The organism is Rhodovulum sp. HP10, assembly GCF_047553435.1.
Taxonomy (GTDB): Bacteria; Pseudomonadota; Alphaproteobacteria; order Rhodobacterales; family Rhodobacteraceae; genus Rhodovulum.
In genome coordinates, this window is the sequence record NZ_CP180201.1 from 1 (window position 1) to 26,979 (window position 26,979).

The following is a 26,979-nucleotide window of genomic DNA, read 5'->3' on the forward strand; positions in this document are numbered from 1 at the left end:
TCCGGAAACTTTTTTCTTGACGTTTCTCTAGCCCGGTTGACATAGTGCCGTCACCCAAGCTGCGCCCGGAGCGGACCCCCGCTGCGGGCGCTTTGCGTTCCGGGAGGCCTCACCCATGACGATCCGCAAGCTCTGCGCGGCCTCTGGCTGCGACGACCTCGCTGTGCCTGGCGCCGCGCTCTGCGAAGAGCATGAGGCGGAACGGATCGACCGGGGTCGCGCGCGGCGGGCGAAGGTGAAGGCGGCCGAGGAGATCCGGCGCCGCTCGAAGCTCTATGCCAGCCCCGCCTGGAAGAGAGCGCGGGCGGCCTTCCTCGAGGCCCATCCGCTCTGCACCGATTGCGCGGGGCTCGGGCTGGTGACCCCGGCGACCGAGGTCGATCACATCGCCCGGCACGAGGGCGACCGCGCAAAGTTCTGGGACCGCTCGAACTGGCAGGCGCTCTGCAAGAGCTGCCACAGCCGCAAGACCGCCCGCGAGGTGCTCGGGCGCAACTGACACCGGGGGGTGTCCAAAAATCGACGGCCCCCCTCGGGAACCGCGCATGGGAGCTTTCCTGTTGCGCGGGCCGAATTGGCAAAAAAAGCCCACGAACATAAGCCCCTGATGGAGGTCCGATGCGCGGTCAGAAGCCGAAGCTCGACAATGTCGTGCCGATGAAGGCCGACCAGACAGCGCCCGTGCCCGAGGCGCCCGACTGGATGAGCGCCGAGGGCCGCGACGCCTGGGACCGGCTCGCGCCGGTGCTGGCGGGCAAGCGGCGGCTCGATCCGGCCTATCACGATCCCTTTGCCGTCTATTGCGAGGCGGTGGCCGATGTCATCCGCTTCACCGGCGACATCGCGGCCTTCGGCAGCTGGTACGAGGTCGAGACCCGGAACGGGCGGCAGCAGAAGAAGCGCGCGGTCTGGGGCCAGCGCCAGGACGCGATTGCCACCATGAACCAGCTCGCCGCGCGCTTCGGGATGACGCCGGTCGACGAGGCGCGGATGAGCGCGGGCGGGCAGGGCGATCTCTTCGGCGAGATCATGAGGACACTCGATGGACCCGATTGACCACCCGGTCTCGCGCTATGCGCTCGATGTGATCGAGGGGCGCGAGGTGGCGGGCGCGCTGGTGCGGCTCGCCTGCGAACGCCATCTGATGGATCTGGAGACGGGCCGCGACCGCGGGCTCTGGTTCGACTGCAAGCTGGCAAGCCGCGTGCTGAACTTCGCGCGGCTGATCCAGCACACCACGGGTCCGGCGGCGGGCCGCCCGCTGGAGCTGACGCCCTGGCAGGCCTTCCGCCATGGCTCGGTCTTCGGCTGGAAGCAGGCCGATGGGTTGCGCCGCTTCCGCACCACCTATCATCAGGTCGCGAAGAAGAACGGCAAGACCACCGACACGGCGGTGCCGATGCTCTTCACCCAGCTCTTCGACGGCGAGGCCGCACCCCAGGGCTTCTGCACCGCGACGACGCGCGATCAGGCGGGGCTTCTGTTCCGCGAGCTCCGGCGGATGATCAAGGCCGCGCCCGCGCTCTCGGCCTTCATGGATACGGGCAACAAGCACCTGATCTCGACCGCGATCACCAATGGCACGATCCGGACGCTCAGCCGCGACGGCAACTCGGCCGATGGCATCAATCCGAGCTTCGTCGCCCGCGACGAGGTGCACCGCTGGACCGACCGCGAACTGGCCGAGGTGGTGGTCAATTCGATGATCGCCCGCGCCCAGCCCATCGACTGGGCGATCACCACGGCGGGCGCCGACATGGCCTCGATCTGCGGCGAGCTTCGCGCCTATTCCGAGACCGTGCTGCGCGGCGATGTCGCCGATGACAGCTTCTTTGCCTATGTCGCCGAGCCGCCGGCCGACTGCGATCCGGGCGATCCGGTGGCCTGGAAGATGGCCAATCCGAACCTCGGCGTGGCCTTCAGCGAGGAGCGCTTTGCCGAGCTTTACCGCGAGGCCACGGTGATCTCGGGCAAGATGCCGAACTTCCGGCGGCTGCACATGAACCTCTGGACCGAGGGCGCGCAGTCCTGGATCGGGCGCGAGATCTGGGACACGGGCGCCGAGCCCTTCGCGCTTGAGGCGCTCTATGGCCGCCCCGCCTGGGTCGGGCTGGACCTCTCGAAGACCACCGACCTGACCTCGATCTGCGTCGCGATCCCGAAGGACGGGCTGGTCTATCTGATCAGCTATTCCTTCCTGCCCTCGGGGCCGAAGGGCTTCATCGCGCGGGCGCAGAGCGAGAAGCGGGAATATGTGGCCTGGCGCGACGAGGGCTGGCTGGAGGTGCATGGCGGTGGCGTGATCGACGAGGACCGGGTGATCGAGCGGCTGGAATGGATCCGGGGCCACTTCGATCTGCGCGAGCTCTCCTATGACCGCTGGGGCATGAAGTATGTGGCGAAGGAGCTGGTGAAGCGGCGCTTTCCGCTGGTCGAGCATGGCCAGGGCTATGCCTCGATGTCCTCGCCGATGAAGCGCTTCGAGCGCGCGGTGGCACAGGGGCGGATCCGGCATGGCGGCAATCCGGTGCTGGCCTGGGCGGTCGGCAATGTCCATCGCGACGAGGATGCGGCCGAGAACATCAAGCCCAACAAGGCGCGCTCGAAGGGGCGGATCGATCCGGCGGTGGCCGCGATCATGGCGCTCGGCCGCGCCGAGGCCGAGGCGGGCAAACGCAGGGCACGGGACGTGGCAACGGTATGATCGGACTTCCTTTCCTCACGCGCGGCCGGAGGGCCGATGTCTCCGAACCCGTCCCCCGGCGCGAGCCGCCGGTCACGGCCGCCATGGCTTCGGTCGAGCCCTCGGGCACGCGCGCGCCGTCACCCTGGTTCGGCGATCTCTGGGCGGGCGGGCAGTCCCGCGTGCGCTCGCTGCCGGTGGTGACGCCGCTGGCGGCACAGCGTCATGCCACGGTCTTTGCCTGCTGCAACGTGATCGCGGGCGATCTCGCCAAGGTGCCGCTCCGGCTCTACCAGCGGATGGGGCCGAGCCGCGCCGAGCCGGTGGTCGAGCATGCCGCGACCTATCTGCTGAACACCGAATCCGCGCCGGGGGTGGCGGCCCGGGTCGCGCGCTTTGCGCTGGTCTATGCCTTCGCGCTGCGCGGCCGGGGCTATGCCTATGCGCCGCGCGACGGGGCGGGCGAACTGACGCTTCTGGATGTGATCCGCCCCGATCTCTGCGCCGAGCTGCGCGACGGCCGGGCGCGCTTCTATGCCTTCGAGGACGGGGCAGGGGTGCAGCGCCGGGCGCCGTCCCGGGCCATGGTGCATCTGCGCTACATGGCCGAGGATGGCTGGACCGGCCGCAGCCCGCTTCAGGTCGCGGCGGAATCCGTGGGCCTGGCGCTCGCCGGTCAGGAGGCCGCGGCGCGGGCGGCTTCGGGCGTGCAGATGCGCGCGGTCCTGAAGATGGAGGATGTCTACGAGGATGACGAGGCCTGGCATCGCAATGCCCGCCGCGTGCGCAATGCGCTGACCGATCCCGAGGCCAACGGCATCCCGATCATCGGCGCGACCGAAGACATCAAGTCGCTCGATCTCTCGGCCGCCGATCAGCAGCTCCTGGAAAGCCGCAAGTTCGACCGCGAGCAGATCGCCGCGATCTACCGGGTGCCGCCCTCCAAGCTGCAGATGCTGGAACACGGGGTGAAGGCCAACGGCCAGCAGCAGGCCATCGATTACAAGACCGACTGCCTGCTGCACTGGGGCGGCTTCGTCGAGGCGCAGCTGGCGCTCGGCGTGCTGACCGAGGCCGAGCGTCGCGCCGGGCTCTTCTTCCGGCATGACTATGACGCGCTGATGCAGGCGACGACGAAGGAGCGTTACGACGCGCTGAAGGCGGCGGTGGGCGGCCCGTTCCTGACCGCCAACGAGGCCCGGGCCGAGGATGGCCGCGCGCCGGTCGCGGACGGCGACCGCCTCAACCCCGCCGCCAACATGACCCGCGATGACGACAGCAAGACCGGGACCGAAGAGGACGACGACTGATGGAGATGACGATTGCGAGCCTTCTGGGCGCCGCCCCCCTGGCGCTCGACCGCGCCTTCGGCGCGGGGCTTCTGGGCCTGCCGCTGCCCGCCGCGCCTGCTGCCGGTCCCGCGCTTTCCGGGCCGGTCGAGGTGGCCCGCGGCGAGCGCTTCGCGGTGGCGCGCGGCGTGGCGGTGATGCCGGTGCGGGGCGTGCTGACGCCCAATACCGAGATCCTCGAACGCTTCCTCGGCTGGGCGACCTTCGCGGGGATCGAGGCGTCCTGTGCCACGCTGGCCGCCCAGGACGATGTGGCGGCGGTGGTGATCGAGTTCGACACGCCCGGCGGGCTGGTGCTGGGGGGCGCGGCCGCGGCGGGCGCCATCGCGGCGCTGGCGGCGGTCAAGCCGGTTCATGCGCTGGTCAATCCGTTGGCGGCCTCGATGGGCTATCACCTGGCCAGCCAGTGTTCCGACATCGCGATGACGCCCGGCAGCCTTGCGGGCTCGATTGGCGTCATGCGCCAGGCGGGCTGGCCGGTCGGCCCCGATGGGGCGGGCAACCAGTGGCAGATCTTCACCTCGACCCATGCCCGCGCCAAGCTGCCGAACCCCGAGACCGAGGCGGGCCGGGCCGAGATCCAGCGCGATCTCGATGCCCATGAGGCGGCCTTCCATGCCGATGTCGCCCGCGGCCGGGGCATCGCGCCCGGGGATCTGGCCGCGCGGCTTTCCGTGACCGACGACCCGGCCGATGGCGGTGCGACCTTCGGGCCGGAGGCGGCCATCGCCCGCGGCCTTGCCGACCGGGCCGAGACCCGCGCGGCCTTCTATGATAGGATCTTTGCCGCGCACTCGCCGCGGCCTGCCGCGCCCCGCCGCAATTCCGGGCGGGGGTCTCTGGCGCGCGCTGCGGCCGCGCAGGCCCGCGCGGCTCTCTGACCGATCACTCACTGAACCCAACCCACCGCCCCGTCCGGATCGCTCCGGGCGGGGCTTCTGCTTTTGCCAATCAGGAGAATGACATGCCCAAGGATCTGAACGACCTGCGCCGGGAGCGCCGCGCGGCGGCCGCGCAGATGCAGGAGCGCGCCGATGCGCTGGCTGCGCTCGAAGGCGCCGAGACCCCCGATGCCGAGGCCATCGCCGCTGCCGAGACCGCCTTTGCCGAGGCCCAGGCGGGCTTCGAGACGCTGAATGCCCGGGTCGGCCGGGCCGAGGCCACCGAGGCCGCCCGCGCCGCCGCCGCCTCCGGGGGCGACGATCCGGTGCCCGCCCGGTCTCCGGGGCAGACCCCGGCACCGCAGGCCGCGACCCCGCGCGACCCGGCGCACCGGGGCGTCGAGGTGGGGTTCATGCTGCATGCGCTGGCGGCCTGCCGGGGCGACCGCGCGCGTGCGGTGGAGCGGCTTGAGAGCGATGGCCATTCCGGCGTTGCCGCGATCATGTCGGGCGCCTCGGAAGCCGCGGGCGGCATCACCATTCCCGCCGCGCAATCCGAGGAGCTGATCGCGCTGCTGCGCCCGCGCGTCACCGTCCGGGCCTCGGGCGCGCGCACCGTGCCGATGCCGGCCGGTGAGCTGCGCACCGCGCGCCAGAGCGCGGGCGCGACCGCCGGTTACGGCGCCGAGACCTCGGCCATTGCCGAAAGCGAGATGAGCTTCGATGCGGTCGACAAGTCCTTCAAGCTGCTGCGCGCGCTGGTGCCGCTCTCGAACAGCCTCCTCAGGCATTCCTCGGTCGCCATGGCCCAGCATGCCCGGGACGATCTCCTGAAGGCGATGGCGCTGCGCGAGGATCTGGCCTTCCTGCGCGGCGACGGCGCGAACGACACGCCGAAGGGGCTGCGCAACTGGGCGCTGGCCGCGAACTGGCGCGACGGCATCGCGGGCACGGCGGCGGCGGCCGAGGCGGCGGTTCGCTGGGCGGTCTCGACGGTCGAGGATGCCAATGTCGGCATGGTCCGCCCCGGCTGGATCATGCGCGCTTCGGCCAAGAACTGGCTCGCGAGCCTGCGCGATGATCGCGGCAACCCGGTCTTCCCCTCGATCGATGCCAGCGGGACGCTGAAGGGCTACCCGATCCGCACCACCTCGCAGGTGCCCGACAATCTGGGCGCGGAGGGCGACGGCACCGAGATCACCTTCGCCGATTTCGACGAGGTGGTGATCGGGGACGCGATGCAGATCGCCATCGCCGCCTCGACCGAGGCCGCCTTCGTCGATGCCAATGGCGAGACGATCTCGGCCTTCCAGCGCGATCTCACGCTGATGCGCGCGGTATCCGAACACGATCTCGCGCCCAGCCATGATGAGGCCATCGCGGGCTTCACCGCGACCGGCTGGTCGCTCTGATCACTCAGCAGAAGGACAAGACCATGACCAAGGTGATCCTCAAGTTCCGCCGCGCCCATGGGCGTTACAACCGTGGCGAGGTGGCGGGGTTTGCGCCCACGCTGGCCGCCAGGCTCACCCGGGGCGAGGACCCGGTGGCGACGGTCTTCGACCGGGCGGCCGAGGCCCAGCTCGCCGCGGCGGCCGATCCGGTCGGGCTGGAGGCGAAAGCCGCCGATCTGGCCACGCGCGAGGCGGCGCTGGCCGAGCGCGAGGCTGCCCTGGCGGCGGCCGAGGCGAAGGCCCGGACGGGCGCGCCGCCGAAGCAGGGCAAGGCCGCTGACAAAGCCGCGGACAAGGATGCGGCGACGGCATGATCCTGGACGAGAACCCGCCGCTCGGTGTCAGTGTCGAGGCGTATAAACGCGCCTCGCATTGGGAGGGCGATGCGGACAATTCCCGGATCGAGGCCTGTCTGGCGGCGGCGCAATCGGCGGTCGAGACCGCCACGCGCCGCCCGCTGACCCCGCGCCGGGTCCGCTTCGAGACCGCGGCCGGGCAGGGGCGGCGCTGGTGGGTGCCCGTCGCACCCGCCCGCGAGTTGCTGGGCGTGACCTGGTCGGACGCGGCGGGCGATACCGTCCTCGATGCCGGGGCCGCCCGGCTTCTCTTTGCCGATAGCGAACCGCAGATCCTGGTCTCGGACGGGGCCTTCGCGGGCGTGCCGGATGGCGCGCCCCTCTCCATCACGCTTTCCGTGGGGCCGGACATCGTCCCGCCGACGCTGGCCCAGGCGGTGATCCTGATCGCGCGGGACTGGCTCGATGCGGGGATCGCCATCGAGACGGTGGAAACCCCCCGCATTGCCTTCGGCGCGCGCGCCCTGATCCGGCAGATGCGCTATCGGCGCCCCGGGATCTGGTGCCGCCGATGACCTGGCCGCCGATGACCCGGTGCCGCCAATGAGCCTGCGTCTCGACCGCCGCATCACCTTCGAGCGCCAGGGGCAGGGCCGCAACGCGCTGAACGAACCCACGGGCGCCTGGGCGGAAATTGCCACGCTCTGGGCCGCGCGCGCGGATCTGGCCGAGACCGAACGCGCGGCGGCGGGCCAGATCGGCGCGGTGCGCGCCGCGCGCTTCACCCTGCGCCGCTCGGTCCTGACCCGCAGCCTGACCGGGGCCGACCGGCTCCGGGACGAGGGAATGATCTGGAACATCACCGGGGTCGCCGCGCGCGGCCGCTGGGTCGACGTCTCGGCCGTCAGCAACGGCCGGAAGGAGGAGGCATGAGCAAGCAACCCGTCTCGGTCGAGGGCCTGGCCGACCTGGAAAAGATGATGGTGGAACACCTGCCCAAATCGACCGGCCGGGGCGTGCTGCGCCGGGTCGGCAAGGCCGCGCTCGGGATATTCGTCGAGCGCGCCCGCGACCTGGCGCCGCGCGCCAGCGGCGATCTGGCCGAGAGCCTCGCGGTCTCGACCCGGCTCGACCCGAAGCAGCGCCGCGATCACCGCCGCCTCGTGCGCGACGACAAGGCGGCGGTCGAGATCTTCGGCGGCGCCGCGGCGCTGCCCCATGCCCATCTGGTCGAGTTCGGCACCGTCGAGCGGCATCTGGAAAGCGGCGGCTCGACCGGCACCATGCCCGCCCAGCCCTTCATGCGCCCGGCCTGGGACGCGACCCGCGAGGCGGTGCTGGACGATATCGCCAAGGGGCTCGGGCGCGAGATCGAGAAGACCGTCGCTCGCCGCGCCAAACGGCTGGCGAAGAAGCGCGGGCAGGGGGGCGGCCGATGAGCCTCAAGGCCGATCTGACCGACCTGCTTCTGAGCGATCCGGCCCTCGCCGATCTGCTCGGCGCCCGCATCACCTGGGGCCGCCGCGCCCCGGGCGAGGGGCTCCCGGCCGTGGTGCTGATGCGGGTCGGCGCGACGCGCGACTATCACATGAAGGGCGTCACCACGCTGCGCCGGACCCGGATCCAGGCCGACATCCTGGCCACGACGCTGGCCGGGGCGGGCGAGGTCGAGGCGGCGCTGACCGCCCGGCTCGACCGGATCCGCGGCCCCCATGGCGGCACCGACTTCAGGGGCATCTTCGTCGAGGCGCTCCGCGACGGGCTCGACACCGACCGGGACGGCAGCGGGATCCACAGGATCCTGGCCGACCTGATCATCCATCACAGGCTTCACAACGAGGAGAACGAGAGATGAGCGAGGCGGATATCGCCTGGGGCTATGGCGTGGAAGTGGCCGAGGACGCCGCCGCCACGACCTTCCTGGAGCTGGCCGAGGTCAAGTCGGTGTCGCTGCCCGACCAGCAGCGCGACGAACATGAGGCGACCCATATGAAGTCGCCGAACCGGACCAAGGAGTTCCGCCCGGGGCTGCTCGATCCCGGCGAATGCTCGGTCACCATGAACTGGGTCGAAGGCTCGGCCACCGACACTCTGCTGATCGGGCTGAAGGCCAGCGGCAATGTGCGCCAGATCCGGGTGACCTTCCCGGGCGGCACGGTCTGGACCTTCGAGGGCTGGCTAAAATCCTATGTGCCCCCCGCCACCGTGGGCGAGTTCCAGGAGATCACCGCGGCCTTCCGGGTCACCGGCAGCCTGTCCATCACCGGGCCGGAGGGCTGATCCATGGCCAATCCGATGAAGGGCGAGATCGATGTCGAGGCTTGCGGCGAACAGCTCCGGCTGATCCTGAGCTTCAATGCCATTGCCGAGCTGGAAGAGGAGGCGGGGCAGACGCTGGCCGAGATCATGGCCGCGCTGAAGGCGGGCTCGGTCCGGACCATGCGGCTCATCCTCTGGGCCGCGATGCGCGATCACCGCCCCGGCACGACGCTGCGCCAGGCGGGCGAGGTGGCCGAAGATCTGGGCGCCGGGCTCGGCCCGGTGCTGGGCCGGGTGATCGCGGCCTGCGGCTTTTTGGCGGCGGAGGACGATCCCGCGCCGGGAAAGCCGGACCCGGGAAAGGGGCCGGACATGGCCTGAGCCCGGCGGGCTGGCTCGATCTTCTGAAAGACTACTGCGCGGCCGGGTTCGATCCGGCCGCCTTCTGGTCCCTGACCCCGGGGCTCTACCGCGCCCAGATGGCGGGCGCCGCGGCCCGGGCGAAGGTCGGCCAGCACCGCGACCGCTGGCTGGCCTGGCATGTCGCGGCACTTACCCGGACGCCCGACTTCCCCCGGGCCGAAGAGTTCCTCCTGCCGCCCGATCCCAAACGCGCGGCGGCGGCGATGATCCTGCGCGCCCGCGTGATGCATGCGCGCTTCCAGCAGCAAGAACAGACGAAGAGGTGACCCATGGCCCTGAAGGCGGTGATCGGCGCGCTGCGCGTCAATCTCGGGCTCGATTCGGCCGAGTTCCGGTCGGGGCTCAAATCGGCCGATGACCGCTCGAAGCAGTTCTCGCGCAATGTGAAGATCGGGCTCGCGGGCGCGGTCACCGCCGCGACCGGCGCGCTCAGCCTGATGACCCGGCAGGCCATGGGCGCAATCGATGCCCAGGCCAAGCTCGCGCAATCGCTCGGCACCACCGTCAAATCGGTGCAGGTGCTCTCGCGCGCGGGCGATCTCTCGGGCGTCGCCATGGGCACGGTCGAGCAGGCGACCAAGGATCTGACGCGGCGCCTCAGCCAGGCCGCCGCCGGGACCGGCCCGGCCGTCAAGGCGCTCGGGCAGCTGAACCTCACCGCGGCCGAGCTGCAGAAGCTGCCCCTCGATGAACGGATCGCGACCATCAACGCGGCGATTGCCGACTTCGTGCCCGCGGCGCAGCGGGCGGCGGTGGCGGGCCAGCTCTTCGGCGAGGAGGGCTCGATTGCCATGGGGCGCATGGATCCGGCCACGCTGCGCCAGGCTGCGCGCGATGTGGAAGACTTCGGCGTCGTGGTCTCCGAGATCGATGCCGAGAATATCGAGACGGCCAATGACGCGGTCTCGCGGCTGGGGCTGGTGGCGACCGGGCTTGGCAACAAGCTGGCTGCAGCCGCGGCCCCCGGCATCGAGCGGCTGGCGACGGGCTTTGCCGATCTCTGGCGCAAGGGCGGGCCGCTCGCGACCGCGCTCGATCTGGTGCTGTCGAATCTCGACCGGGTCGCGGCCTATGCCGGCACGGCGGCGACGCTGATCGGGGGGCGGCTTGCGGTGAGCCTCGGAGGGGCGGCGCTGGCGGCGGCGGCGCTCAACGCAAAGCTCCTGCTGACCCGGGCGGCCCTGATGCGCACCGGGATCGGCGCGCTGGTGGTCGGCGCGGGCGAGCTGGTGCTCTGGTTCGGGCGGCTGGTGACGGCGGCGGGCGGCTTCGGCGGGGCGCTGGATCTGATGAAGGACGTCGCGGCCGAGGTCTGGGAGCGGATCGTGATGGGGCCCGAGCTGATGCGGCTCAGGATGGACGAGCTCGGCGCCCGGATGAAGGCGACCTGGGGCGAGGTGATGGTCTATCTGCAGGAGAAGTGGACCGACTTCCTCGGCAAGTTTGCCGATCTGCCTGACTACATTCCCGGGGCGAAAGCCATGAAGGCGGCGGCGGACGGCGCGGCCGATGGGCTGAAGGCGGCGAAGGAGGCCGCGGCGGCGGCGGGCGAGGAGGCCAAAAGGCTGAAGCTTGAGGCCAATGGCATTGCCGATGCGATGATCCGCACGCCGCTGGCCTCGATGAAGGCCCTGAAGGAGACGCTGGCCGGGGTGTCCGAGGAGGCGGGCAACACCGCCACCAGCCTCGCCCGGATCGGCGAGGCGGCCGAGGACGGGGATGGCGGCACCAGTGACGTGGCTCAGGCAACCGGGCAACTGGCCGATACGGCGAAGACGGCCAGCGACAGCTTCAAGACCTTCTTCAAGGATGTGGCGAAGGGGGCTGCGGATGCGGGTGACGCGATCTCGGCGCTCGCCGACCGGATGCTCGACGATCTGCTCGACCGGGCGCTCTCGCCGGTTTCCAGCGCTCTGGGCTCGCTGTTCGACGGACTGTTCTCGGGGATGTTCGGGGGCGCGGGTGCGGGTGCGAGTGGCGGCACCACAAAAAGCGCGCTCGGCAATATCTTCGAGGGCGGCCGGGTCCGGGCCTTTGCCGCGGGCGGCGTGGTCGACCGGCCGACCTTCTTTCCGATGCGTGGTGGCTCGACCGGGCTCATGGGCGAGGCCGGTCCCGAGGCGATCCTGCCGCTGACGCGGCTTGGCAATGGCAAGCTCGGGGTCGCCAGTGTCGGCGGCGGGTCGGTGCGGATGGGCGACATCCATGTCAGCGTGCAGGGCTCCAATGCCAGCCCGGAACAGATCGCGGCAGTGGTGCGGCAGGTGTCGCAGGAGCAGGCCGAGAAGGTCTATGCCCGCAGGCGTCGGGAGGGTCTGTGATGGCGTTTCCGCCCGACGCGGTGCGCGTGGCCTCGCTGACCTTGCGCCAGATCACCTCCTCGATCCGCGTGCAGTCGCCCTACAGCTTTGCCCAGACCGCCTATGACTTCATGGGCGGCATGTGGGCGGCCGAACTGGTGCTGGCCGCATTCGATTCCCGCGAGAGCGCGGCGATCTCGGCCTGGATCGCCAGCCTCAACGGTCCCGCGGGCACCTTCGAGCTCGACATGGCGGCGATGGACCATGACGGCCCGCACGGGACGATCTCGGCCGATCCTGTCGTCGCGGTCGCGGCCAATACCCGGGCGCAAGAGCTGGTTCTGCAACTGGCCGTCGCGGGCGACCGGGCGCTGCCGGGCGATTACCTGACCCTCGGCGGGCATCTGCATATCGTGACCGCGACTGAGGCCCCCACGGCGGCCTTCCGGCAGGGCGTCACCCTCTGGCCCCGGCTGCGCCGCCCCGTCGCCCCGGGCGCTGCGGTGGCGATGCGCGCGCCTTACGGCAGCTGGGCGCTGGCCGGTTCCGAAACCGGGTTCTCCGTCAGCCAGGCCCGGGTCCGGACAAGAACATTGCAGATCATGGAGGCGCTCTGATGGACGCAGGCGGAGACCGGATCCTCGGGCTGCTGGTGCGCTGCCGGTTCGACAGCGGCGAGCTGAACATGTTCACCGGCCATGGCGAGGTCGAGTGGGAGGGTGTCACCTATCTCGGCGCGGCCGGGCAGATGCTGCAGATCGGCGAGACGCAGGAGACCTCGGGCGGCGAGATGCCGGGGCTGACGCTCACGCTTTCGGGGCTCGATCCCGAGGTGGTCGCGCTGGCCGAGCTCGAGGAGTTCCAGCGCCGCCGGGTGACGGTCCTGCTCGCGCTGTTCGGTCCCGAGGGGCAGATCGAGACGGCCGATGTGCTCTGGGACGGGCTGGCCGACACGCTCGACAGCGATGACGGCCCCGAAGCCGCGACCGCGACGCTCGCCTGCGAGGAACGCGCCATGGATCTGGGCCGCAAGCGCCCGTTCTACTACCTGCCCGAGGATCAGCAGCGCCGCTTTCCCGGCGACCGCCTCTTCGACCTCGTCCAGGCCATCCAGAACCGGGAGGACATATGGGGCAAGTGATGACACGGCTGCCGCTCTGGGAACGGCGGCTCTCGGCCGAGCTCGGCGCCTGGGAGGGCCGGACCTTCGTCTGGGGGCAGGCCGATTGCCTCGGCCTCTGCCGGGCGAGCGCGCGCGCGATGACGGGCCGCGATCCGATCCCGGATCTGCCCGCCTATGCCAGCGAGATGCAGGCCGCGAAGGGTCTGGTCTCGCTGGGCTTTGCCTCCATCGCCGATCTGATCGACGCGCATCTGGAGCGGCTGCCGGTCGCGATGGCGCGCCGCGGCGACTGGGTGATGGGCGATGCCGCGGGCGCGCTGCCGGGCGCCATGGGCGTCGTCACCGGCCGCCATGCGCTGCATCTGGCCGGGCATGGCCTCGTCCGCCGCCCGGTGCTCGACGCGGAGGCGGCATGGCGTATCGGCTGATCCTTCCCGCGCTGCTGATCGTCGCGCTGGCCCTGCCGGCCGCTCCCGCGCAGGCCATGCCCCCGGTCGCCGCGGCCCTGGCCACGGCGGCGGGCGGCTGGATCGCGGGGCTGACCGCGACCGCCATCATGGGCCAGGCGGCGCTGGCCTTCGTGCTCTCGGGCGTGCAGATGGCGCTGACGAAGACGCCGAAGGCCAAGACCCGCGACGAGATCACGCTGAACAAGATCCAGCCGGTGACCGCGGGGCTGATCCTCTATGGCGAGCGCACCCTCGGCGGCACGATCGTCGCCCGCTCGACCACCGAGGCCGGGGGCAAGCCGCACCGGCGCTATCACTCGGTCATGCCGCTCGCCTGCCACGAGATCGATGGCGCGGTCGAGATCTGGCTGGGCGAGACGCTGGTCTGGACCGAGGCGCAATACCGCCGCGACGCGGCCGAAGGCACGGGCGATCCGTACCATTGGGGCCAGGTCGAGAGCGATTACCGGGGCCGCGTCCGGCTTCGCGTCCATGATGGCGGCGCGGATCAGGCGGCCGAGGCCCGCTATGTCGCGGCCGCCAGCGAATGGACCGAGGCCCATCGCGGCCGTGGCGTGGCCTATCTTTACTTCGAGGCCGATTACGACCGCGATCTCTTCCCCGGCGGCGCGCCCCAGATCCGGGTCCGCGCCCGCGGCAAGCGCGTCTTCGACCCGCGCGAATGGACCAGCTCGGCGCTCGCCTCCGCCCGGGCCGCGCGCCCCATTCCGGTCTGGGCGGGCCATGATGTCGGGGCAATCGGCAGGACTGCGGGCGGCAGATACCCGCTGGGCGAGTCCTCCGCGCCCTGGAATGGCGGGGCCATCGCCGCACGCTTCTACTTCGGGCGCCGCTATCCCGGCGGGCTTGAGCCCGAGGCCGGGCTAAGCCCGGATCTGACCGCAATCGATGGCGAAACCCTCGAATATGAGAAAATGCGAGGGTTCGACGATCTCTTCGCAGCCTTCGATGTCACCTTCCCGGACACCCCCGAGGGCGTGATCTGGGAACAGGGCGACTCGGTCCATGGATCGTATCTTGGCGTGACTGGCGGGGATCTCGTCTTCCGCACCGGATCGGGCAAGGTCTCCGCGCCGGAGCTGGCCCGGGCCACCCTGCCGGTCTCGACCGTCGCCGGTCGGCGCGGCACGATCTATGTCGAGATCGACATGAGCGCGGACACGGTCGCGCTCTGGTTCCGGGGGCGGCGCTATTCCACCAACCCGGCGCTCTGCCTCAGGGATTACGCGCTGACGCCCGAGCTCGCGGGCGGCATCGGCTGGCGCGAGGAGGATCTCGACGCGACCGCCATCGTGGCACTGGCCAATATCTGCGAGGAGCAGGTGCCTCTGGCCTCGGGCGCGACCGAGGATCGCTATGCCTTCAACGGCGTGCTCGATACCGACGCGGCCCCGCGCGAGAACCTGAACGATCTCTCCACCGCCTGGGGCGGCTGGTGGGCCTGCGAGCGCGGCCGCCTGACGGTCGGCGGCGGCGCCTGGGAAGAGCCGGGCCTGACGATCACCGAGGACATGCTGGTGGGCGGGATCAAGGTGAATGCGCGGCGCCCCTTCGAGGCGCAGTTCAACACCGTCAAGGCGCAGTTCGCCGATGCCACGGCCGAGCATGTCGTCACCGACCTGCCGGTGCTGGCCTCCGAGACCTACCGCGCCGCCGATCATGGCGAGCGGCTGGTGCGCGATCTGGGCGAGCTGCCGGGCGAGACCGGGCATGCGCGCGGCCAGCGGCTGATGAAGCTCGCGCTTTTGAAGGGGCGGCGGCAACGCCAGGTGATCCTGCCCTGTTCGCTCGCCGCCTGGGGCGTGCGGCTCGGCGACACTATCCGCGTGACCCTGCCGCGCCGGGGCTGGGAGGCCAAGACCTTCGAGGTCACCGGCCGCGCGGTACGGATCGGCCCCGAGGGCGTCGAGGTGCGGCTGAGCTGCCTCGAGACCGGCCCCGCCATCTTCGACTGGCGCAGCTCCGAGGAAACGCCGAAGCCCGCGGGCGGTGTGCCGACGCTGCCCTCGCCGACCGCAAAACCGGTGGTGAGCGCGCCGACCATGACCGAGGAATTGTACGAGACCCGCGGCGGCGGCGGGATCAAGACGCGGGTGCGGCTGGCGGCCACCACCGACAATCCCTTCATTGACGCCTGGCAGTTCGCCTGGCGTCCGGTCTCGGCCCCAGAGCCCACGCTGCGGCCGCTGACCGACAGCCCCGAGGACATGATCGACGATGTCGCGCCGGGCCCCTATGCCTTCGGCGCGCGGGGCCGGAATGCGCGCGGCATCTGGTCGGACTGGGCCTGGGCGGGCGCGACGGCGGTGCAGGGCGAGAACGCCCCGCCGGGCGCGATCACCGGGCTCTCGGTGCAGGCCTCGGGTGGTGCCGTCGCCATGCTGCGCTGGGACCGGCATCCCTCGCTCGACGTGCGCCAGGGCGGCCGGATCGAGTTCCGCCATGCGGGCGCGCTCTCGGGCGCGACCTGGCAGAGCTCGACCGGCATCGGCAAGGCGGTCTCGGGCGGCGTCACCGAGGCGACCCTGCCGCTCAAGACCGGCACCTATCTCGCCCGCCCCCATGACGCGATGGGCACGCCCGGTCCGGTCTCGGGGATCGCGATCCGTGCCGCCTCGATCATCCCGACCACGACCGTCGCCACCCTGGCCGAGGCCCCGGACTTCGCGGGGGCGGCCGAGGGCTGCCGCGCGGCGGGGGGCGTGCTGGCGATGGCACCGGGAGAGACCAGCGCAAGCTATGCCTTCGCGGGCCGGATCGATCTGGGCGCGGTCCAGCCGGTGCGGCTGATCACCGATATCGAGCTCCTGATCTCGGAGGCCGAGGATCTGTTCTGGCGACCCTCCGGCACGGCGATGTGGACGCCGCCCGACGCGCGGCTCTGGCAGGGTTCGACCGATGCCTATGGCGATGTCGACCTGCAGGTCTCGCTCACCGATGACGATCCGGCGGCCGATCCCGCCTGGGGCCCCTGGCAGAGCTTCGATGCCGCCGACTTCCCGGCCCGCGCCTTCCGCTTCCGCGCGATCCTGAGCGTCGAGAGCCCCGATTACACCATCGGCATCACGGGCCTGACCGTGACCGCCCTCCAGGCCGCATGAGGATGACATGAGCCAAGGCAGCTATCTGCTCGACAACACCCATACCAAGGCCCAGGCCTTCGCCATGCTGCAGGGCGCGCTTTCCGCGATCCAGAGCGGCAATGCGGGCGCGACCCCGCCCGCCGAGACCGCGGCCGGCATGCTCTGGGTCGATACCGCCGAGCGCGCCCTGAAGATGCGCAATATCCCCAATAACGGCTGGATCACGCTCGGCAGCTTCGCCTCCGGCAGCTTCATCCCGGCCGGGGTCCGGGAGCTGACCGAGGTCCAGGCCACCGACCCGACTGGCACCGAGTTCGGCGCGCTGTCGGGGGCGGTTCTCAGGGCTGCGGTCCAGGCCTTCGCCCCGCCGCAGATCCGCCCGCGCGTCTACAGCTATCACCTGAGCGACACCTCGGCGCCCACCGGGATCATGGATCTGACCGATGCCACCTGCGCCGTGATCCGCTTCACGATGAACCCGAACCGGCTCGGGATGGGCGAAGGGTTGCAGATCCGGCTGAGCGTCGATGGCGGCAGCTCCTGGAGCGCCTGGACCGAGATCGCCTATCATTCCTGGGCCAACGGCGCCTCGATGCAGGGGCAGGTCCATATCGGCTTCGACGATATCGAGGCCACGTGGCGCCGGACCATGATGGTCTTCCACGGCAGCTCCACCGCGAGCTGGGGCCACGCGGTCTCGTCGGTCTCGGGCAGCATCGCCCTGGCCGGCCGTCCGACCGGCCTGCAACTCCGCCTCGGCCGGAACAGAAGGGGATCCTTCGCGGCCGGTACGGCCGAGATCTTCTCGGGGCCGACCGAGAGCTTCGTGATCGGCGACGATATCAGATGACCGCCGCGCGCTGTTCCCATCCGCCCTGTTCCCATCCGGCGGAGGCCCCATGCAGGAGCTGACCACGCAGATCCGGGACTGGTGGGGGGTGATGCTCTCGCTGCTCGGACTGGCCGTCTGGTCGGTCCGGCTCGAGGCGCGCGCCCGCACCAATACCGCCGCGCTCGAGCGCGAGACCGCCCGGCTGGCCGAGGAGATCCGCGCCCTCGAGGCCCGCTGGCAGCGGCAGCGCGCCGAGGATCTCGCCGCTCGCCAGCGCGACCGCGCGGAGACCAACGCGCTGCTCCGCGAGCTTCGCGCCGACATCAAGACCGTCCTGCAGCGCGTTCCGCGCTGAGCCATTCCCCCGAAAGGAGCCCCCAATGCACCTCGTGCCCCACTGGCGCGCGCTGATCCGGCGTGCCTGGTCTATCCGTCTCATCCTGCTCGCGGGCCTGCTGTCAGGGCTCGAGGCCGGGCTCTCGCTGGCCTCGCCCGATGCGCTGGGGATCCCGCGCGGGCTCTTTGCCGGGCTCTCGGCGCTGGTCACCGCGGCCGCTTTCGCCGCCCGGCTGATCGCCCAGAGGATGGAGTGAGCCCATGCGCAGGATCCTGAAACGCGGCGCGGCCGCGACTGCCCTCGCGCTCAGCTTCATCGGCGGCAATGAGGGCCTGAAGACAGAGGCCTATCTCGACATCGTGGGCGTGCCGACCGTCTGCTTCGGCGAGACCCGCGATGTGGCGCTCGGCGACAGCTACACGCCCGCCGAGTGCCGGGCCATGTTCGCCGGGCGGCTCGCCGGGTTCGAGGCCGGGCTCGACCGGCTGATCGCGGATCCCGTCGAGGCCCGCATCCCCGACCGGAGCTATGTCGCGATCCTCGACTGGGCCTATAACGTGGGCCTCGGCGCGGCCGCGCGCTCGACCCTGATCCGCAAGCTGAATGCGGGCGACCTGCGCGGCGCCTGCAATGAGCTTCCGCGCTGGCGCTTTGCAGGCGGCAAGGGCGTGCGCGGCCTTCTGATCCGCCGCAACAAGGCCCGCCAGCTCTGCCATGAGGGGCTCGACGGCGTGTCGGCCGATGCCCCGTTCCGCTGGGACGGCGCATGAGGGCGCTCCTCCTCGTGCTGCTGCTGGCAGGCTGCGGCGGGCTGCCGGTCCCGCTCGGGACCAACGTGGCCGCCAATGTCCAGGCCGGGGCCGAGAACGTCCAGGGCCAGAAGGTCGAGAATGCCCCCAGCATCGTGCGGCCGCGCGCCCGCGAGATCCGCCAGGAGCAGTCCGAAAACCGCCTCCGCGCCGAGCGAGTCGAGACGGTCATCGTCAACGTCATCCCACCCTGGATCGTCCTCCTCGCCCTGATCGGATGGATCGCCCCCTCGCCCGGCGAGATCGCGCGAAGGGTCAGGGAGGCGGTCAGGGGGCGGCGTTAACGAAAAACACAATCATAAGGAGAGTGTATGGCGGATAACTCAACTAACTGTTAGCAGTTTGTTCCTATCCACAGAATTGGACAGGCAAGAGCCCACTAAACTTATCAAAGAACTGAAATCAAATCATCAGACCCCTGCTGGACCTGGCTCCAGTGGGGGTCGCCCCCTTGCCTGAGGCGCCGCTTCGAGCCGCCTCCCCATTTGCCTCATGGATCAGAGTTCCCCCGCTTCCGGGCGGGGGCAAGGCGGTGCGCCAACACCGCCTCACCACGCAGCCTGCGTCAACAGACGCTGCGCCGACACCCACGAGGGAATCTGTCGCCCGGCTCTCGCGAGAGCGGGCGGACCTAGAACAGGTTCCTGACATGAACGAAATGCGAAAAACCGTCCCCGCCACCCCCGTCGCCCCCTGGATGGGCGGCAAGCGCGCCCTGCACCGGCGGATCATCGAGCGGATCGAGGCGATCCCGCACCGCACCTATGTCGAGCCCTTCCTCGGCATGGGCGGGGTCTTCCTGCGCCGGAGCTGGCGCCCGCGTCTCGAGGTCGCGAACGATCTGAACGGCGAGATCACCAATCTCTTCCGCGTGTTGCAGCGCCATTATCCGCAGCTGATGGAGGTGATGCGGTTCCAGATCACCTCGCGCCGCGAGTTCGAGCGGCTCCGCGCCTGCGATCCGGCCACGCTGACCGATCTGGAACGCGCCGCGCGCTTCCTCTATCTGCAGCGGCTGGCCTTCGGCGGCCAGCTCGGCGGGGTCTTCGGGGTCGCGCCCGATCAGAGCGCCCGGTTCAGCCTGGCCAAGCTCGGCCCGCTGCTGGACGCCGCCCATGACCGGCTCGATGGCGTGATCTTCGAGAACCTGCCCTGGCAGGAGGTGCTGGCCCGCTATGACGGACCGCAGGCGCTGTTCTATCTCGATCCGCCCTATTGGGGCGGCGAGGACGATTACGGCAAGGGGCTCTTCGACCGCGACCAGTTCGCCGAGCTGGCCGACCGCCTGGGCCGGATCAAGGGCGCCTTCGTGCTGTCGATCAACGACCGGCCCGAGATTCGCGCGCTGTTCGGCGCCTTCCGGATCGAGGAGGTGCGGCTGACTTACTCGGTCTCGAAGAGCGGCGCGACTGCGGCCCGGGAGTTGATCATCGCCAATTGCGAGGTCAGGGTGGGGCTCGTATGAGTTCCCCCGGCCCGGTCGGCGTTCAACCGGATCTTGGGGGCGCCCGCGATCCGGTCAACCTGCTGCCCGTCAGCGCGTCGACGGACCGCTCGAAAGGCGCGCGCGGGCCACTGGACTGGTTGCCGCCGGATCCGAGCTTCCGCTGTCAGTATGTCCTGCGGTTCCGCCGGATCGCCGCGAGTTACGGGCTTGTGCATTCAGCTGCGGAGGAGCGGGAGCTGGTCGCGCTGACCGGGCGGCTGTGTGGGGCGTGATGGGCGGAGACCGGACGTTCGGCCCCGTTCCGAGGCGTCGGCCGAGCTTCCCCAAAGCAAACTCCACCGATTCTCAATGCCGAGTCGGCCGGGTCTCGTAGCTTGGGCGGGAGCTGCCGTTCGCTTCGAATGCGAAACCTAGTTTGGGAAGCTGAAAATCAGCTATACGAGACAGGGCGCCCCACTCGATTTGCTGCCTTGGAGATTGCAAATCCTCGAGTAGGTGGCTCGACTCCGCCTCCGGGGGCAACGTTCATTCATGAAGTCAATGACTTGAGGGGCGATGTTAAAATTCTACCCTTATGACATCCCAGGCGACTGCCCGGGGATTGCTTGTTTAGACCGATGGCTGACGTTGACGCCTACGTCAGCACCGACTTGAGCCACCAAGGTTGGTGATCCGCAGACCCAACGTTGGTGGCTCAAGGTTAAGTTGCAAAAAGCGATGCCACAGCCTAAATTAAGCAAGTGCGGGCGTGAGCCGCGTGCTCGGTTGCTTCGGCGGCCTTTGTAAGTAACAGGCGTAAGCCTGGCGTTGGAAATAAAGCGCCCATCCTCGTGAGAGGATCAAGAACCATGAAAAAATACGTCCGCACACCATTACCCCATGACAGAACAAGATAACCTTAAGCAGCTTCATGACCGCATCTGGACCACTGAGCGGTGTCACATGAATGCAGAGAAGCGAAGCCGCTTTTTAGAGCTGTACTTTCACATTGTTCTCGCATTATTCGCGCTTTCTTCGATCTGCATTTCTGTGGTTGGGGGTGCTCAAAACGTGCGCCTCAGTGATAGTATTTTAAGCTTCGCCTCAATTACAACACTTTGCCTATCTCTGTTGATCTTCGGCTTCAAATTCGGAGAAACTGCCGCTAACCATCGGTCGTGCTATCTCGCACTGCAGAAGCTTCGAGCCAACGGCGAACAGACAACCCAAAAACAGGAAGAGGCTTATATAGAAGTGTTGGGCCACTATCCGAACCATACTACCGGCGACTACATGCGCCTCGCGGTCGGCAACATTTTCCAAGCTGAGCAGAGCCTAAAATTACCTAACGGTGAGGCAGTGCAGTTGGGATGCTGGCGACGCCTTAGCTACGCAATATCTTGGCTTACAGCCCGGCTTTTTCTTGTAGCCTTTGCGGCTCTTCCCTTTGTTGTCGTATTTTACGGAATTGACTTCAATGGAGTCGTAACACCTTGAGGTTGTCCTTTAGTTCGGCAGAAGCTTTTGCTCGCCATTTTTCAGAGCGCGATCTAAACGAGGTCATTGATCTCCATTTGAGGGAGGGCGTTGCGCGAGGTGTGGATGGAACCAGCTACGAAAAGTTTTTGGCTTCCCGCGATCGAGAAGTGGATCTCATAAGGCATCGCGCCCTGTCTGGCGTGTATAGATTTTCTCCATACCGTCAGAAGCTCATACTGAAAAATTCTTTCAGCCCTCCAAGGCAAGTTTCGATACCGACCTTGCGAGATAGGGTTACGCTTCGAGCTCTAAACAATTTTCTGACTTCAATGTTTCCCGATTGCAGACCACAGCACGCTCACCCGGTGATCAGCTCTGTTTTACATTCGGTAGAAACTATGCGCGATGATGACTGCTTTATCAAACTCGACATCCAGTCTTTCTATGATTCAGTTTTCCACGACATCTTGATGCGAAATCTGCGTACAAAGATTCGTACAGCCCCACCCCTCACCTTGATTTCGGCGGCGCTCAAAACCCCCACCGGAACTACGGTTGCCGAGAATGCATCAAATGATCTCGGCATACCTCAAGGCTTGAGCATCTCGAACATGCTGTCCTCGATTTACCTCAAGAGCGTGGATGCTCAGTACGAGCAGGAACTGGGCCTAAAATATCATCGTTACGTGGATGACATATTGTGCATCGCTTCAGAAGGCGAAGCACAATTGATGGCGGCGGATATCATTAAAACCTTGAGGTCAAAGAAAAAGCTAACCTGCCACCCGCTCGGAACGGGAAAATCTCAGATCACGGAGGCAAATTCCAGCGTTTCATATTTGGGATACGAAATCAGCCGTCAGAAAATATCAGTTCGAACGGCCACTGAGAAAAATCTAATGTCCAGCATCATGGAGATCATCTACGGCACCAATCCGGCCGAGTGGCAAAGAGCCATGTGGCGAGTCAACCTTAGGATCACAGGCTGCAAAATTTCCGGAGTGAACGTCGGCTGGATTTTTTACTTTTCTCAGATCAATGATCTCAACCTGCTTGCCAAAATGGACGCGCAGATCAGGTCAGCAGTGATTGCGCGGCTTGGCGGACAGGCCGCGTCTCAACTTAAGCGTTTGCTAAAGGCTTATCACCAAGCGAAGTTCAATCACCGGGAAAGCAATTATTATCCGAATTTCGGCACGTACACGCGCGAAGAAATGTTGACACACCTTGAGCTTCTTGCACCTCAACGCTACCGAAACTTAGCGGAGAAGACCGACGCAGAGATAATGAGAATATTCAGCGCTTCGGTGTGGCGAGAGGTGAAGCGGATGGAGCGCGATACGTTGGGCAGCTTTTCGTAACCAAATAAGGGTGGAGGCATGTTCGCCAATATCGATCGCACCCCATCGAAAGGCGTGGAAAACCTGGCGATCTAGGTGTTCAGTCCCGGCATCTGGTGGATCGGATCGAGGATGAATCGATCTGGCTCGGAAGTCCAGTTTTTGCAGACATACTCGTATGGTGTGAGGCCGCTGAGTGTCTTGAGGCGTCGGGCGAAGTCGTAGGCATCGAGGAAGTCAGCGAGATGGCTTTGTAGCTGTCCGTGGCTGTCGTAGTGGTACCTTTTGACGGTCGCGTCCTTGATCGTCCGGTTCATCCTCTCGACTTGGCCATTGGTCCACGGATGGTTCGGCTTTGTGAGCCGATGCTCTATCCCGTTCGCCTCGCAGATCATGTCGAACCGCATAGGCCGAGAGATGATGGTGTTCCGGTTTCGCGGCTGTTCGGCGAACTGGATGCCGTTTTCGGTCAGGATCGTGTGGATCCGGTAGGGGACAGCGTCGAGAAGAAGCACCAGAAACTCCCAGGCCGTCTTCCTGTCCGCTTTCTCGACCAGCTACGCAATGGCGAATTTGCTGGTTCGGTCAATGGCCACGAAGAGATAGAGCTTGCCTTCGGCTGTCCGCAGCTCGGCGATGTCGATGTGGATCGAGCCTGCGTGGTCGCCATCGGTTCGAGACCCGCTGGCGAGGGCCGATCGGGTAGCGCTTGAACTTCTGTCTCTTGGGCTTGTCGCCGTCCATGTCCGGCAGCCGTGAGATGCCATGCCGCTGCAGACAGCGATGCAAGGAGGACCGCGTGAGGTGCGGAATAGTCGGCTGCAAGGCATAGAGGCAGTCGTCCAACGGCAGCAGTGTGTACCGGCGAAAGGCGACCACGACCGCTTCCTCGTCTTCGCTCAAGACGGTTGAGCGCGGCTCCTTCGGACCGGTCTTCCGATCCTCGACCGGCTGCCGCTTGCGCCACTTTGCGACCGTCTTCGGATTGATTCCCAGTTCTCGGCTTAGCTCCGCGTTCGAAGCTTGCGATCGCTGTATTGCTGCTCTGACAGCGTGCGTGGTCGTGGCGTAGCCATGACGAACTTGTCCCATAGTGCTTCCTTCTATTCCAACGAATGGATCGCACCATCAAACCCTGGGATCAAACACCTAGACTACCAAGTTTTGCTTCGAACCCGTATATATCAAGTTTCTGAAATAACCCGCATCTTTGAACGAAATCCGAATCTTATCTAGTGGTTGAAATTTATGGCCATTCGTAGACCTGGATGAAGTTCCAGGTTATTTTGCCCAATGAACCTTGATCCTGGCCGCTCACATTTATAAATGATATTTGCATTGCCGACTACACCTATAACTGAAAAGTAATAGAGGATCGCCAATATCTTCAACAATTGAGAATCTGATTTTTGGATGGTTCCGACCGCCCGTCCCACCAATGACATAAGCTCCTCTTTTTTGAACCTGACTCTGCCTGAATAAGAAATAGCATCAAAAATTTCGGAAATCTCGGGCAGGACTGAATGGATTTCATCGACGAGCTCTTGCTTAAGTCGTTCAGAGTATTTTCGCTCAGATTCGGGAATAATAAACGCATCAATAGTGGGCTTCTTTTCTTGCAACGCAATAGAAGAAATTTCACGTAAGAACATAATCACATCTCTGGGTCGTCGCTGGGTGCACTCAAAGAAGTATTCGGACAGCCGTACATGTGACTTGCCGCCTTTGCCAACAACCATTTTCGACTGGCGGATTGATCGATCGAAGAGCGCTTCAAAATCACAGCTGCGTCCCGTTGAGCTAGATAGCAAATGCTCAACCATTTTCTTAAGTTCGGTCCGAGTCCATTCCAGCTTCGCCGCATCGTCAAGCCATTTGTTCTTGTCAGGGTCTACAAGGACGTCAAAAATATCGTCCCGGATCAAAACCAGAGTATGTAGTCTAACAGGTCCTTCGGAATATCTCCCGTTAATCTCATAAGACGCCCGCAGAAGGCTACTGAGTATTGAAGGGTAGTCTGAGTTAGAAAACTCTGTCCCCAAAAACGAAAAGCCCAAGTCGAGCTCATCAAAAATCAGGGTAAATTCAATATTTCGTTGCGTTGCTCGTGCAACAATCTCCTCCAAGCACTCAACTTTCTCGCTCAAACTCAATTCGGAATAATTTTCTCGTCTCCCTGATACAGCGCCTTCGACACCCAATGCTGAGAGAGAGAATTCAAGATTGTTCCATCTTCGAGCGGCGGGCTCCAATGCCAAATTTGGATCAATCTTTAGGAGCTTCTTTAGTTTCCTTTCATATAATGGATCAAAGCCCTCAGCCTCTGCGAGAAACTCGATAAACGCGTTCAAAATGATTGTCTTCCAAGTGTTCACAAACGAAAAGTTATCAATGATCCCCTCTTCTCTGTTTTGTTTCATGTCGGAAAATGGGAACTTTCCAAAATTTATTAGGCGGGTAGCACTGGGGGACTTGTCAATAAGGTGTTGCGCAAATGCGGTTTTTCCTGTTCCCTTGCGCCCAATGAGTAACCCGAAACGCTGAAGAATTGCTCTCTCTAAGGCGGCTGTTGGGTAGAAGAGCTTGTCCATTTTTCCGGGAGTAGGATAAATCTTCCACTGTGATGCTGTTGAAAAGAATAGTCGATTTATCTCAGAGTTTTCGTTCATTAAACAACTTTCTCGGTTTCTGTAACATCAAATGGGTGGCTTCACATAGAGTGCGTGACCGCCACATCAAATGTCAATAACATCGTCCCCGGCTTCGCATTTGTTGGAGTTTTCACGATCGCGAGCAAACGGTAAGATCTGCGATCTGAAGGCAACGATCCGCATAGCGGATGGCGAAAGGTCGGTGCCCTGGTTTCCCAGAGCAAGAGGTGGGCCGGGTTTTCCCTGACGGGTTTGGAGGTCGGGAGAGAGGCTCCCGGCTGACCCGTCGCGGAGATATCCCGATGACCAAGCAACAGAGGATCACCCTCAGCGCCTCGCGCGACATCCCCTTCAACAAGCTGATGCTCAGCCAGTCGAACCTGCGCTACGTCAAGGCGGGCGTGTCAATCGAGGAACTGGCCGAGGACATCGCGCAGCGGACGCTGCTCAGCTCCATCACCGTGCGGCCCATGCTGGACGACAATGGCGCCAAGACCGGCATGTACACGATTCCCGCCAGCGGGCGGCGGTTCCGGGCGCTGGAACTGCTCGTCAGCTCGAGGCGCATGAACAAGACAGCACTTGTGCCTTGCATCGTCCGAACCGACTGCCTTGCATCGTCCGAACCGACGGGCTCGCCGAGGAAGACAGCCTCGCCGAGAACGTTCAGCGCGCGCCGCTGCATCCGCTCGACCAGTTCCGCGCGTTTCAGGCGATGCGCGAGAAGGGCCACATCGAGGAATTCGGAATGCTGCCATTCGTTCAACGGCAGCAAAGTCCCGCTCTCCGGGCTTTAGCGGCTCCAGGGCATGCCGCAGCGGGGATGAACGGCCGCTTCCGTGATCCGCTACCGGATCGGGCTTGGGGCATCGAACGTCGGCTATCGGCAGGGCAGAGACGTTTTCCTTCCTCGCTTCACCTGACGGTTCAGTTTTAGAGGCTCGGAGTTCTCAGCTGAGAAGACTTCAGGCAGGCAACTGCTCCCGGGCTATGCAGCCGATAGATGCTCCCACAGGATCAACGCTCCGAGGCCGATCAAAGCCACGCCGCCAATCTTCTCGGCGATGCGCCCGATCCGCTGTCCGATGAACCGGCCCAACAGCAGCCCGGTCGAGCTCATCAGCATCGTGGTGATACCAACCGCGAGCGCAATCATGAGGATGTTAACCTGCAGAAACGCCAGCGAGACACCAACCGCCATCGCGTCGATGGAGGTTCCGACCGCGGTGGCAATCGTACTCCAGAGCGAGCTGGAGGAAGCCTTTCCCTCGGGGCCGTTGTCGGCATGCAGCGCCATGTGCAGTCCGACCCCGGCAAGAAGAGCGAACGCGATCCAGTGATCGACTGCAGACACATATTGCGAAGCGGCGACCCCGGCAGCCCATCCGATCAAAGGCGTCAGCGCCTCGATCACTCCGAAGATGAGCCCTGTCCGCAAGGTCTTTCCAAGGCTTGGCCTGGGGCCAGCTGCGCCCTTGCCAACGGAGGCGATGAACGCATCGAGCGACATGGAGACGGCAAGTACGCCGATGGAGATCGGTGACATGAGAGGTCCTCGGGGCTGATCCGGGCGATGCACCGACCCCGCCAGCAGAGTCGTCTCGCCACGGTCTTGCGAAGTCCTTTCGAACCGGACACGCCACGCGGATATGCCGCGAGTATGTTGACTTGCCCCGCCATCTCTGGCGAACGCTACTCCCCGATGCGCAGCTACATATGCGGACACGATGAAGCGGCCAACGCGGGTATTCCCTCCATGCCGGGGACGCAATTAATGCCACCTC

At 66.1% G+C, this 26,979-nt stretch carries 30 protein-coding genes, 2 pseudogenes and 1 riboswitch; of the genes and pseudogenes, 29 read left to right on the forward strand and 3 right to left on the reverse strand.

Annotation, left to right across the window (positions count from 1 at the left end; genetic code table 11):
• The first annotated feature begins 115 nt into the window (after window positions 1-115).
• From ACK8CO_RS00005 to ACK8CO_RS00140, 28 genes are all read left to right on the forward strand, one after another.
• On the forward strand, window positions 116-499 hold the full coding sequence (locus ACK8CO_RS00005) for an HNH endonuclease (RefSeq protein WP_414897696.1): 384 nt from the start codon (window positions 116-118) through the stop codon (window positions 497-499).
• Between the two features lie 119 nt (window positions 500-618).
• Complete coding sequence (locus ACK8CO_RS00010; RefSeq protein WP_414896837.1) at window positions 619-1,056, forward strand: P27 family phage terminase small subunit; 438 nt, start codon at window positions 619-621, stop codon at window positions 1,054-1,056.
• Complete coding sequence (locus ACK8CO_RS00015) at window positions 1,043-2,704, forward strand: terminase large subunit (protein ID WP_414896838.1); 1,662 nt, start codon at window positions 1,043-1,045, stop codon at window positions 2,702-2,704. Before ACK8CO_RS00010 ends, ACK8CO_RS00015 begins: the two co-directional genes overlap by 14 nt.
• Window positions 2,701-3,993: a phage portal protein gene (locus ACK8CO_RS00020; RefSeq protein ID WP_414897697.1), complete on the forward strand. Its 1,293-nt coding sequence runs from the start codon at window positions 2,701-2,703 to the stop codon at window positions 3,991-3,993. The genes ACK8CO_RS00015 and ACK8CO_RS00020 overlap by 4 nt, the downstream gene beginning before the upstream one ends.
• The gene (locus tag ACK8CO_RS00025) at window positions 3,993-4,913 is read left to right on the forward strand and encodes a S49 family peptidase (protein WP_414897698.1); all 921 of its coding nucleotides are present in this window, start codon (window positions 3,993-3,995) and stop codon (window positions 4,911-4,913) included. Before ACK8CO_RS00020 ends, ACK8CO_RS00025 begins: the two co-directional genes overlap by 1 nt.
• An 83-nt stretch (window positions 4,914-4,996) precedes the next feature.
• Window positions 4,997-6,325: a phage major capsid protein gene (locus tag ACK8CO_RS00030; protein ID WP_414897699.1), complete on the forward strand. Its 1,329-nt coding sequence runs from the start codon at window positions 4,997-4,999 to the stop codon at window positions 6,323-6,325.
• A 23-nt stretch (window positions 6,326-6,348) separates the two neighbouring features.
• A complete protein-coding gene (locus ACK8CO_RS00035; RefSeq protein ID WP_414896842.1) occupies window positions 6,349-6,681 on the forward strand; it encodes a hypothetical protein in 333 nt (110 codons plus the stop codon).
• The gene (locus ACK8CO_RS00040; RefSeq protein ID WP_414897700.1) at window positions 6,678-7,238 is read left to right on the forward strand and encodes a hypothetical protein; all 561 of its coding nucleotides are present in this window, start codon (window positions 6,678-6,680) and stop codon (window positions 7,236-7,238) included. The genes ACK8CO_RS00035 and ACK8CO_RS00040 overlap by 4 nt, the downstream gene beginning before the upstream one ends.
• Window positions 7,239-7,266: 28 nt before the next feature.
• Entirely contained in the window at window positions 7,267-7,596 is a 330-nt protein-coding gene (locus tag ACK8CO_RS00045; protein WP_414897701.1) for a phage head closure protein, read from the forward strand.
• Complete coding sequence (locus tag ACK8CO_RS00050) at window positions 7,593-8,102, forward strand: HK97-gp10 family putative phage morphogenesis protein (RefSeq protein WP_414897702.1); 510 nt, start codon at window positions 7,593-7,595, stop codon at window positions 8,100-8,102. The genes ACK8CO_RS00045 and ACK8CO_RS00050 overlap by 4 nt, the downstream gene beginning before the upstream one ends.
• Entirely contained in the window at window positions 8,099-8,518 is a 420-nt protein-coding gene (gp17, locus tag ACK8CO_RS00055) for a tail completion protein gp17 (protein ID WP_414897703.1), read from the forward strand. Before ACK8CO_RS00050 ends, gp17 begins: the two co-directional genes overlap by 4 nt.
• Window positions 8,515-8,943, forward strand: a complete 429-nt coding sequence (locus ACK8CO_RS00060; RefSeq protein ID WP_414897704.1) for a phage tail tube protein — start codon at window positions 8,515-8,517, stop codon at window positions 8,941-8,943. Before gp17 ends, ACK8CO_RS00060 begins: the two co-directional genes overlap by 4 nt.
• A gap of 3 nt (window positions 8,944-8,946) precedes the next feature.
• On the forward strand, window positions 8,947-9,303 hold the full coding sequence (locus ACK8CO_RS00065) for a hypothetical protein (RefSeq protein ID WP_414896848.1): 357 nt from the start codon (window positions 8,947-8,949) through the stop codon (window positions 9,301-9,303).
• Window positions 9,304-9,401: 98 nt separating this feature from the next.
• The gene (locus ACK8CO_RS00070; protein WP_414897705.1) at window positions 9,402-9,611 is read left to right on the forward strand and encodes a hypothetical protein; all 210 of its coding nucleotides are present in this window, start codon (window positions 9,402-9,404) and stop codon (window positions 9,609-9,611) included.
• A 3-nt stretch (window positions 9,612-9,614) separates the two neighbouring features.
• On the forward strand, window positions 9,615-11,666 hold the full coding sequence (locus ACK8CO_RS00075) for a phage tail tape measure protein (RefSeq protein WP_414897706.1): 2,052 nt from the start codon (window positions 9,615-9,617) through the stop codon (window positions 11,664-11,666).
• Window positions 11,666-12,262, forward strand: coding sequence for a hypothetical protein (locus ACK8CO_RS00080; protein ID WP_414897707.1), 597 nt, complete (start codon window positions 11,666-11,668; stop codon window positions 12,260-12,262). The genes ACK8CO_RS00075 and ACK8CO_RS00080 overlap by 1 nt, the downstream gene beginning before the upstream one ends.
• Complete coding sequence (locus tag ACK8CO_RS00085; protein ID WP_414897708.1) at window positions 12,262-12,786, forward strand: hypothetical protein; 525 nt, start codon at window positions 12,262-12,264, stop codon at window positions 12,784-12,786. The genes ACK8CO_RS00080 and ACK8CO_RS00085 overlap by 1 nt, the downstream gene beginning before the upstream one ends.
• Window positions 12,786-13,196 (forward strand): DUF6950 family protein, encoded by a 411-nt coding sequence (locus ACK8CO_RS00090; RefSeq protein WP_414897709.1) that lies wholly within the window; start codon window positions 12,786-12,788, stop codon window positions 13,194-13,196. Before ACK8CO_RS00085 ends, ACK8CO_RS00090 begins: the two co-directional genes overlap by 1 nt.
• Entirely contained in the window at window positions 13,181-16,339 is a 3,159-nt protein-coding gene (locus ACK8CO_RS00095; RefSeq protein ID WP_414897710.1) for a hypothetical protein, read from the forward strand. The genes ACK8CO_RS00090 and ACK8CO_RS00095 overlap by 16 nt, the downstream gene beginning before the upstream one ends.
• Window positions 16,340-16,346: 7 nt before the next feature.
• A complete protein-coding gene (locus ACK8CO_RS00100) occupies window positions 16,347-17,171 on the forward strand; it encodes a hypothetical protein (RefSeq protein WP_414897711.1) in 825 nt (274 codons plus the stop codon).
• A gap of 49 nt (window positions 17,172-17,220) precedes the next feature.
• A complete protein-coding gene (locus ACK8CO_RS00105; protein WP_414897712.1) occupies window positions 17,221-17,508 on the forward strand; it encodes a hypothetical protein in 288 nt (95 codons plus the stop codon).
• 25 nt (window positions 17,509-17,533) lie between these two features.
• Window positions 17,534-17,746 carry a hypothetical protein gene (locus ACK8CO_RS00110; RefSeq protein WP_414897713.1) on the forward strand — a complete coding sequence of 71 codons (213 nt, stop codon included), beginning with the start codon at window positions 17,534-17,536 and terminating at the stop codon, window positions 17,744-17,746.
• Between the two features lie 4 nt (window positions 17,747-17,750).
• Window positions 17,751-18,260: a lysozyme gene (locus ACK8CO_RS00115; protein ID WP_414897714.1), complete on the forward strand. Its 510-nt coding sequence runs from the start codon at window positions 17,751-17,753 to the stop codon at window positions 18,258-18,260.
• Window positions 18,257-18,583, forward strand: a complete 327-nt coding sequence (locus ACK8CO_RS00120; protein ID WP_414897715.1) for a bacteriophage spanin2 family protein — start codon at window positions 18,257-18,259, stop codon at window positions 18,581-18,583. Before ACK8CO_RS00115 ends, ACK8CO_RS00120 begins: the two co-directional genes overlap by 4 nt.
• Before the next feature lie 374 nt (window positions 18,584-18,957).
• Window positions 18,958-19,764 (forward strand): DNA adenine methylase, encoded by an 807-nt coding sequence (locus tag ACK8CO_RS00125; RefSeq protein ID WP_414897716.1) that lies wholly within the window; start codon window positions 18,958-18,960, stop codon window positions 19,762-19,764.
• Window positions 19,761-20,018, forward strand: a complete 258-nt coding sequence (locus ACK8CO_RS00130; protein ID WP_414897717.1) for a hypothetical protein — start codon at window positions 19,761-19,763, stop codon at window positions 20,016-20,018. Before ACK8CO_RS00125 ends, ACK8CO_RS00130 begins: the two co-directional genes overlap by 4 nt.
• Before the next feature lie 607 nt (window positions 20,019-20,625).
• Complete coding sequence (locus ACK8CO_RS00135; protein WP_414897718.1) at window positions 20,626-21,222, forward strand: SLATT domain-containing protein; 597 nt, start codon at window positions 20,626-20,628, stop codon at window positions 21,220-21,222.
• A gap of 182 nt (window positions 21,223-21,404) precedes the next feature.
• Entirely contained in the window at window positions 21,405-22,565 is a 1,161-nt protein-coding gene (locus ACK8CO_RS00140; protein WP_414899052.1) for a reverse transcriptase domain-containing protein, read from the forward strand.
• Window positions 22,566-22,636: 71 nt separating this feature from the next.
• Here ACK8CO_RS00140 and ACK8CO_RS00145 read toward each other — a convergent pair.
• Both ACK8CO_RS00145 and ACK8CO_RS00150 read right to left on the reverse strand, forming a co-directional pair.
• Window positions 22,637-23,636: pseudogene (locus tag ACK8CO_RS00145) on the reverse strand (IS481 family transposase).
• Window positions 23,637-23,776: 140 nt separating this feature from the next.
• Window positions 23,777-25,213, reverse strand: a complete 1,437-nt coding sequence (locus ACK8CO_RS00150; protein ID WP_414897719.1) for a P-loop ATPase, Sll1717 family — start codon at window positions 25,211-25,213, stop codon at window positions 23,777-23,779.
• A 284-nt stretch (window positions 25,214-25,497) separates the two neighbouring features.
• Between ACK8CO_RS00150 and ACK8CO_RS00155 the strand changes: the two are divergent.
• Window positions 25,498-25,937, forward strand: a pseudogene (locus ACK8CO_RS00155) (ParB/RepB/Spo0J family partition protein); the annotation flags it as partial.
• 246 nt (window positions 25,938-26,183) lie between these two features.
• Here ACK8CO_RS00155 and ACK8CO_RS00160 read toward each other — a convergent pair.
• Window positions 26,184-26,741: a manganese efflux pump MntP family protein gene (locus ACK8CO_RS00160; RefSeq protein WP_414897720.1), complete on the reverse strand. Its 558-nt coding sequence runs from the start codon at window positions 26,739-26,741 to the stop codon at window positions 26,184-26,186.
• A gap of 4 nt (window positions 26,742-26,745) precedes the next feature.
• Window positions 26,746-26,908: riboswitch (yybP-ykoY riboswitch) on the reverse strand.
• Between the last annotated feature and the right edge of the window lie 71 nt (window positions 26,909-26,979).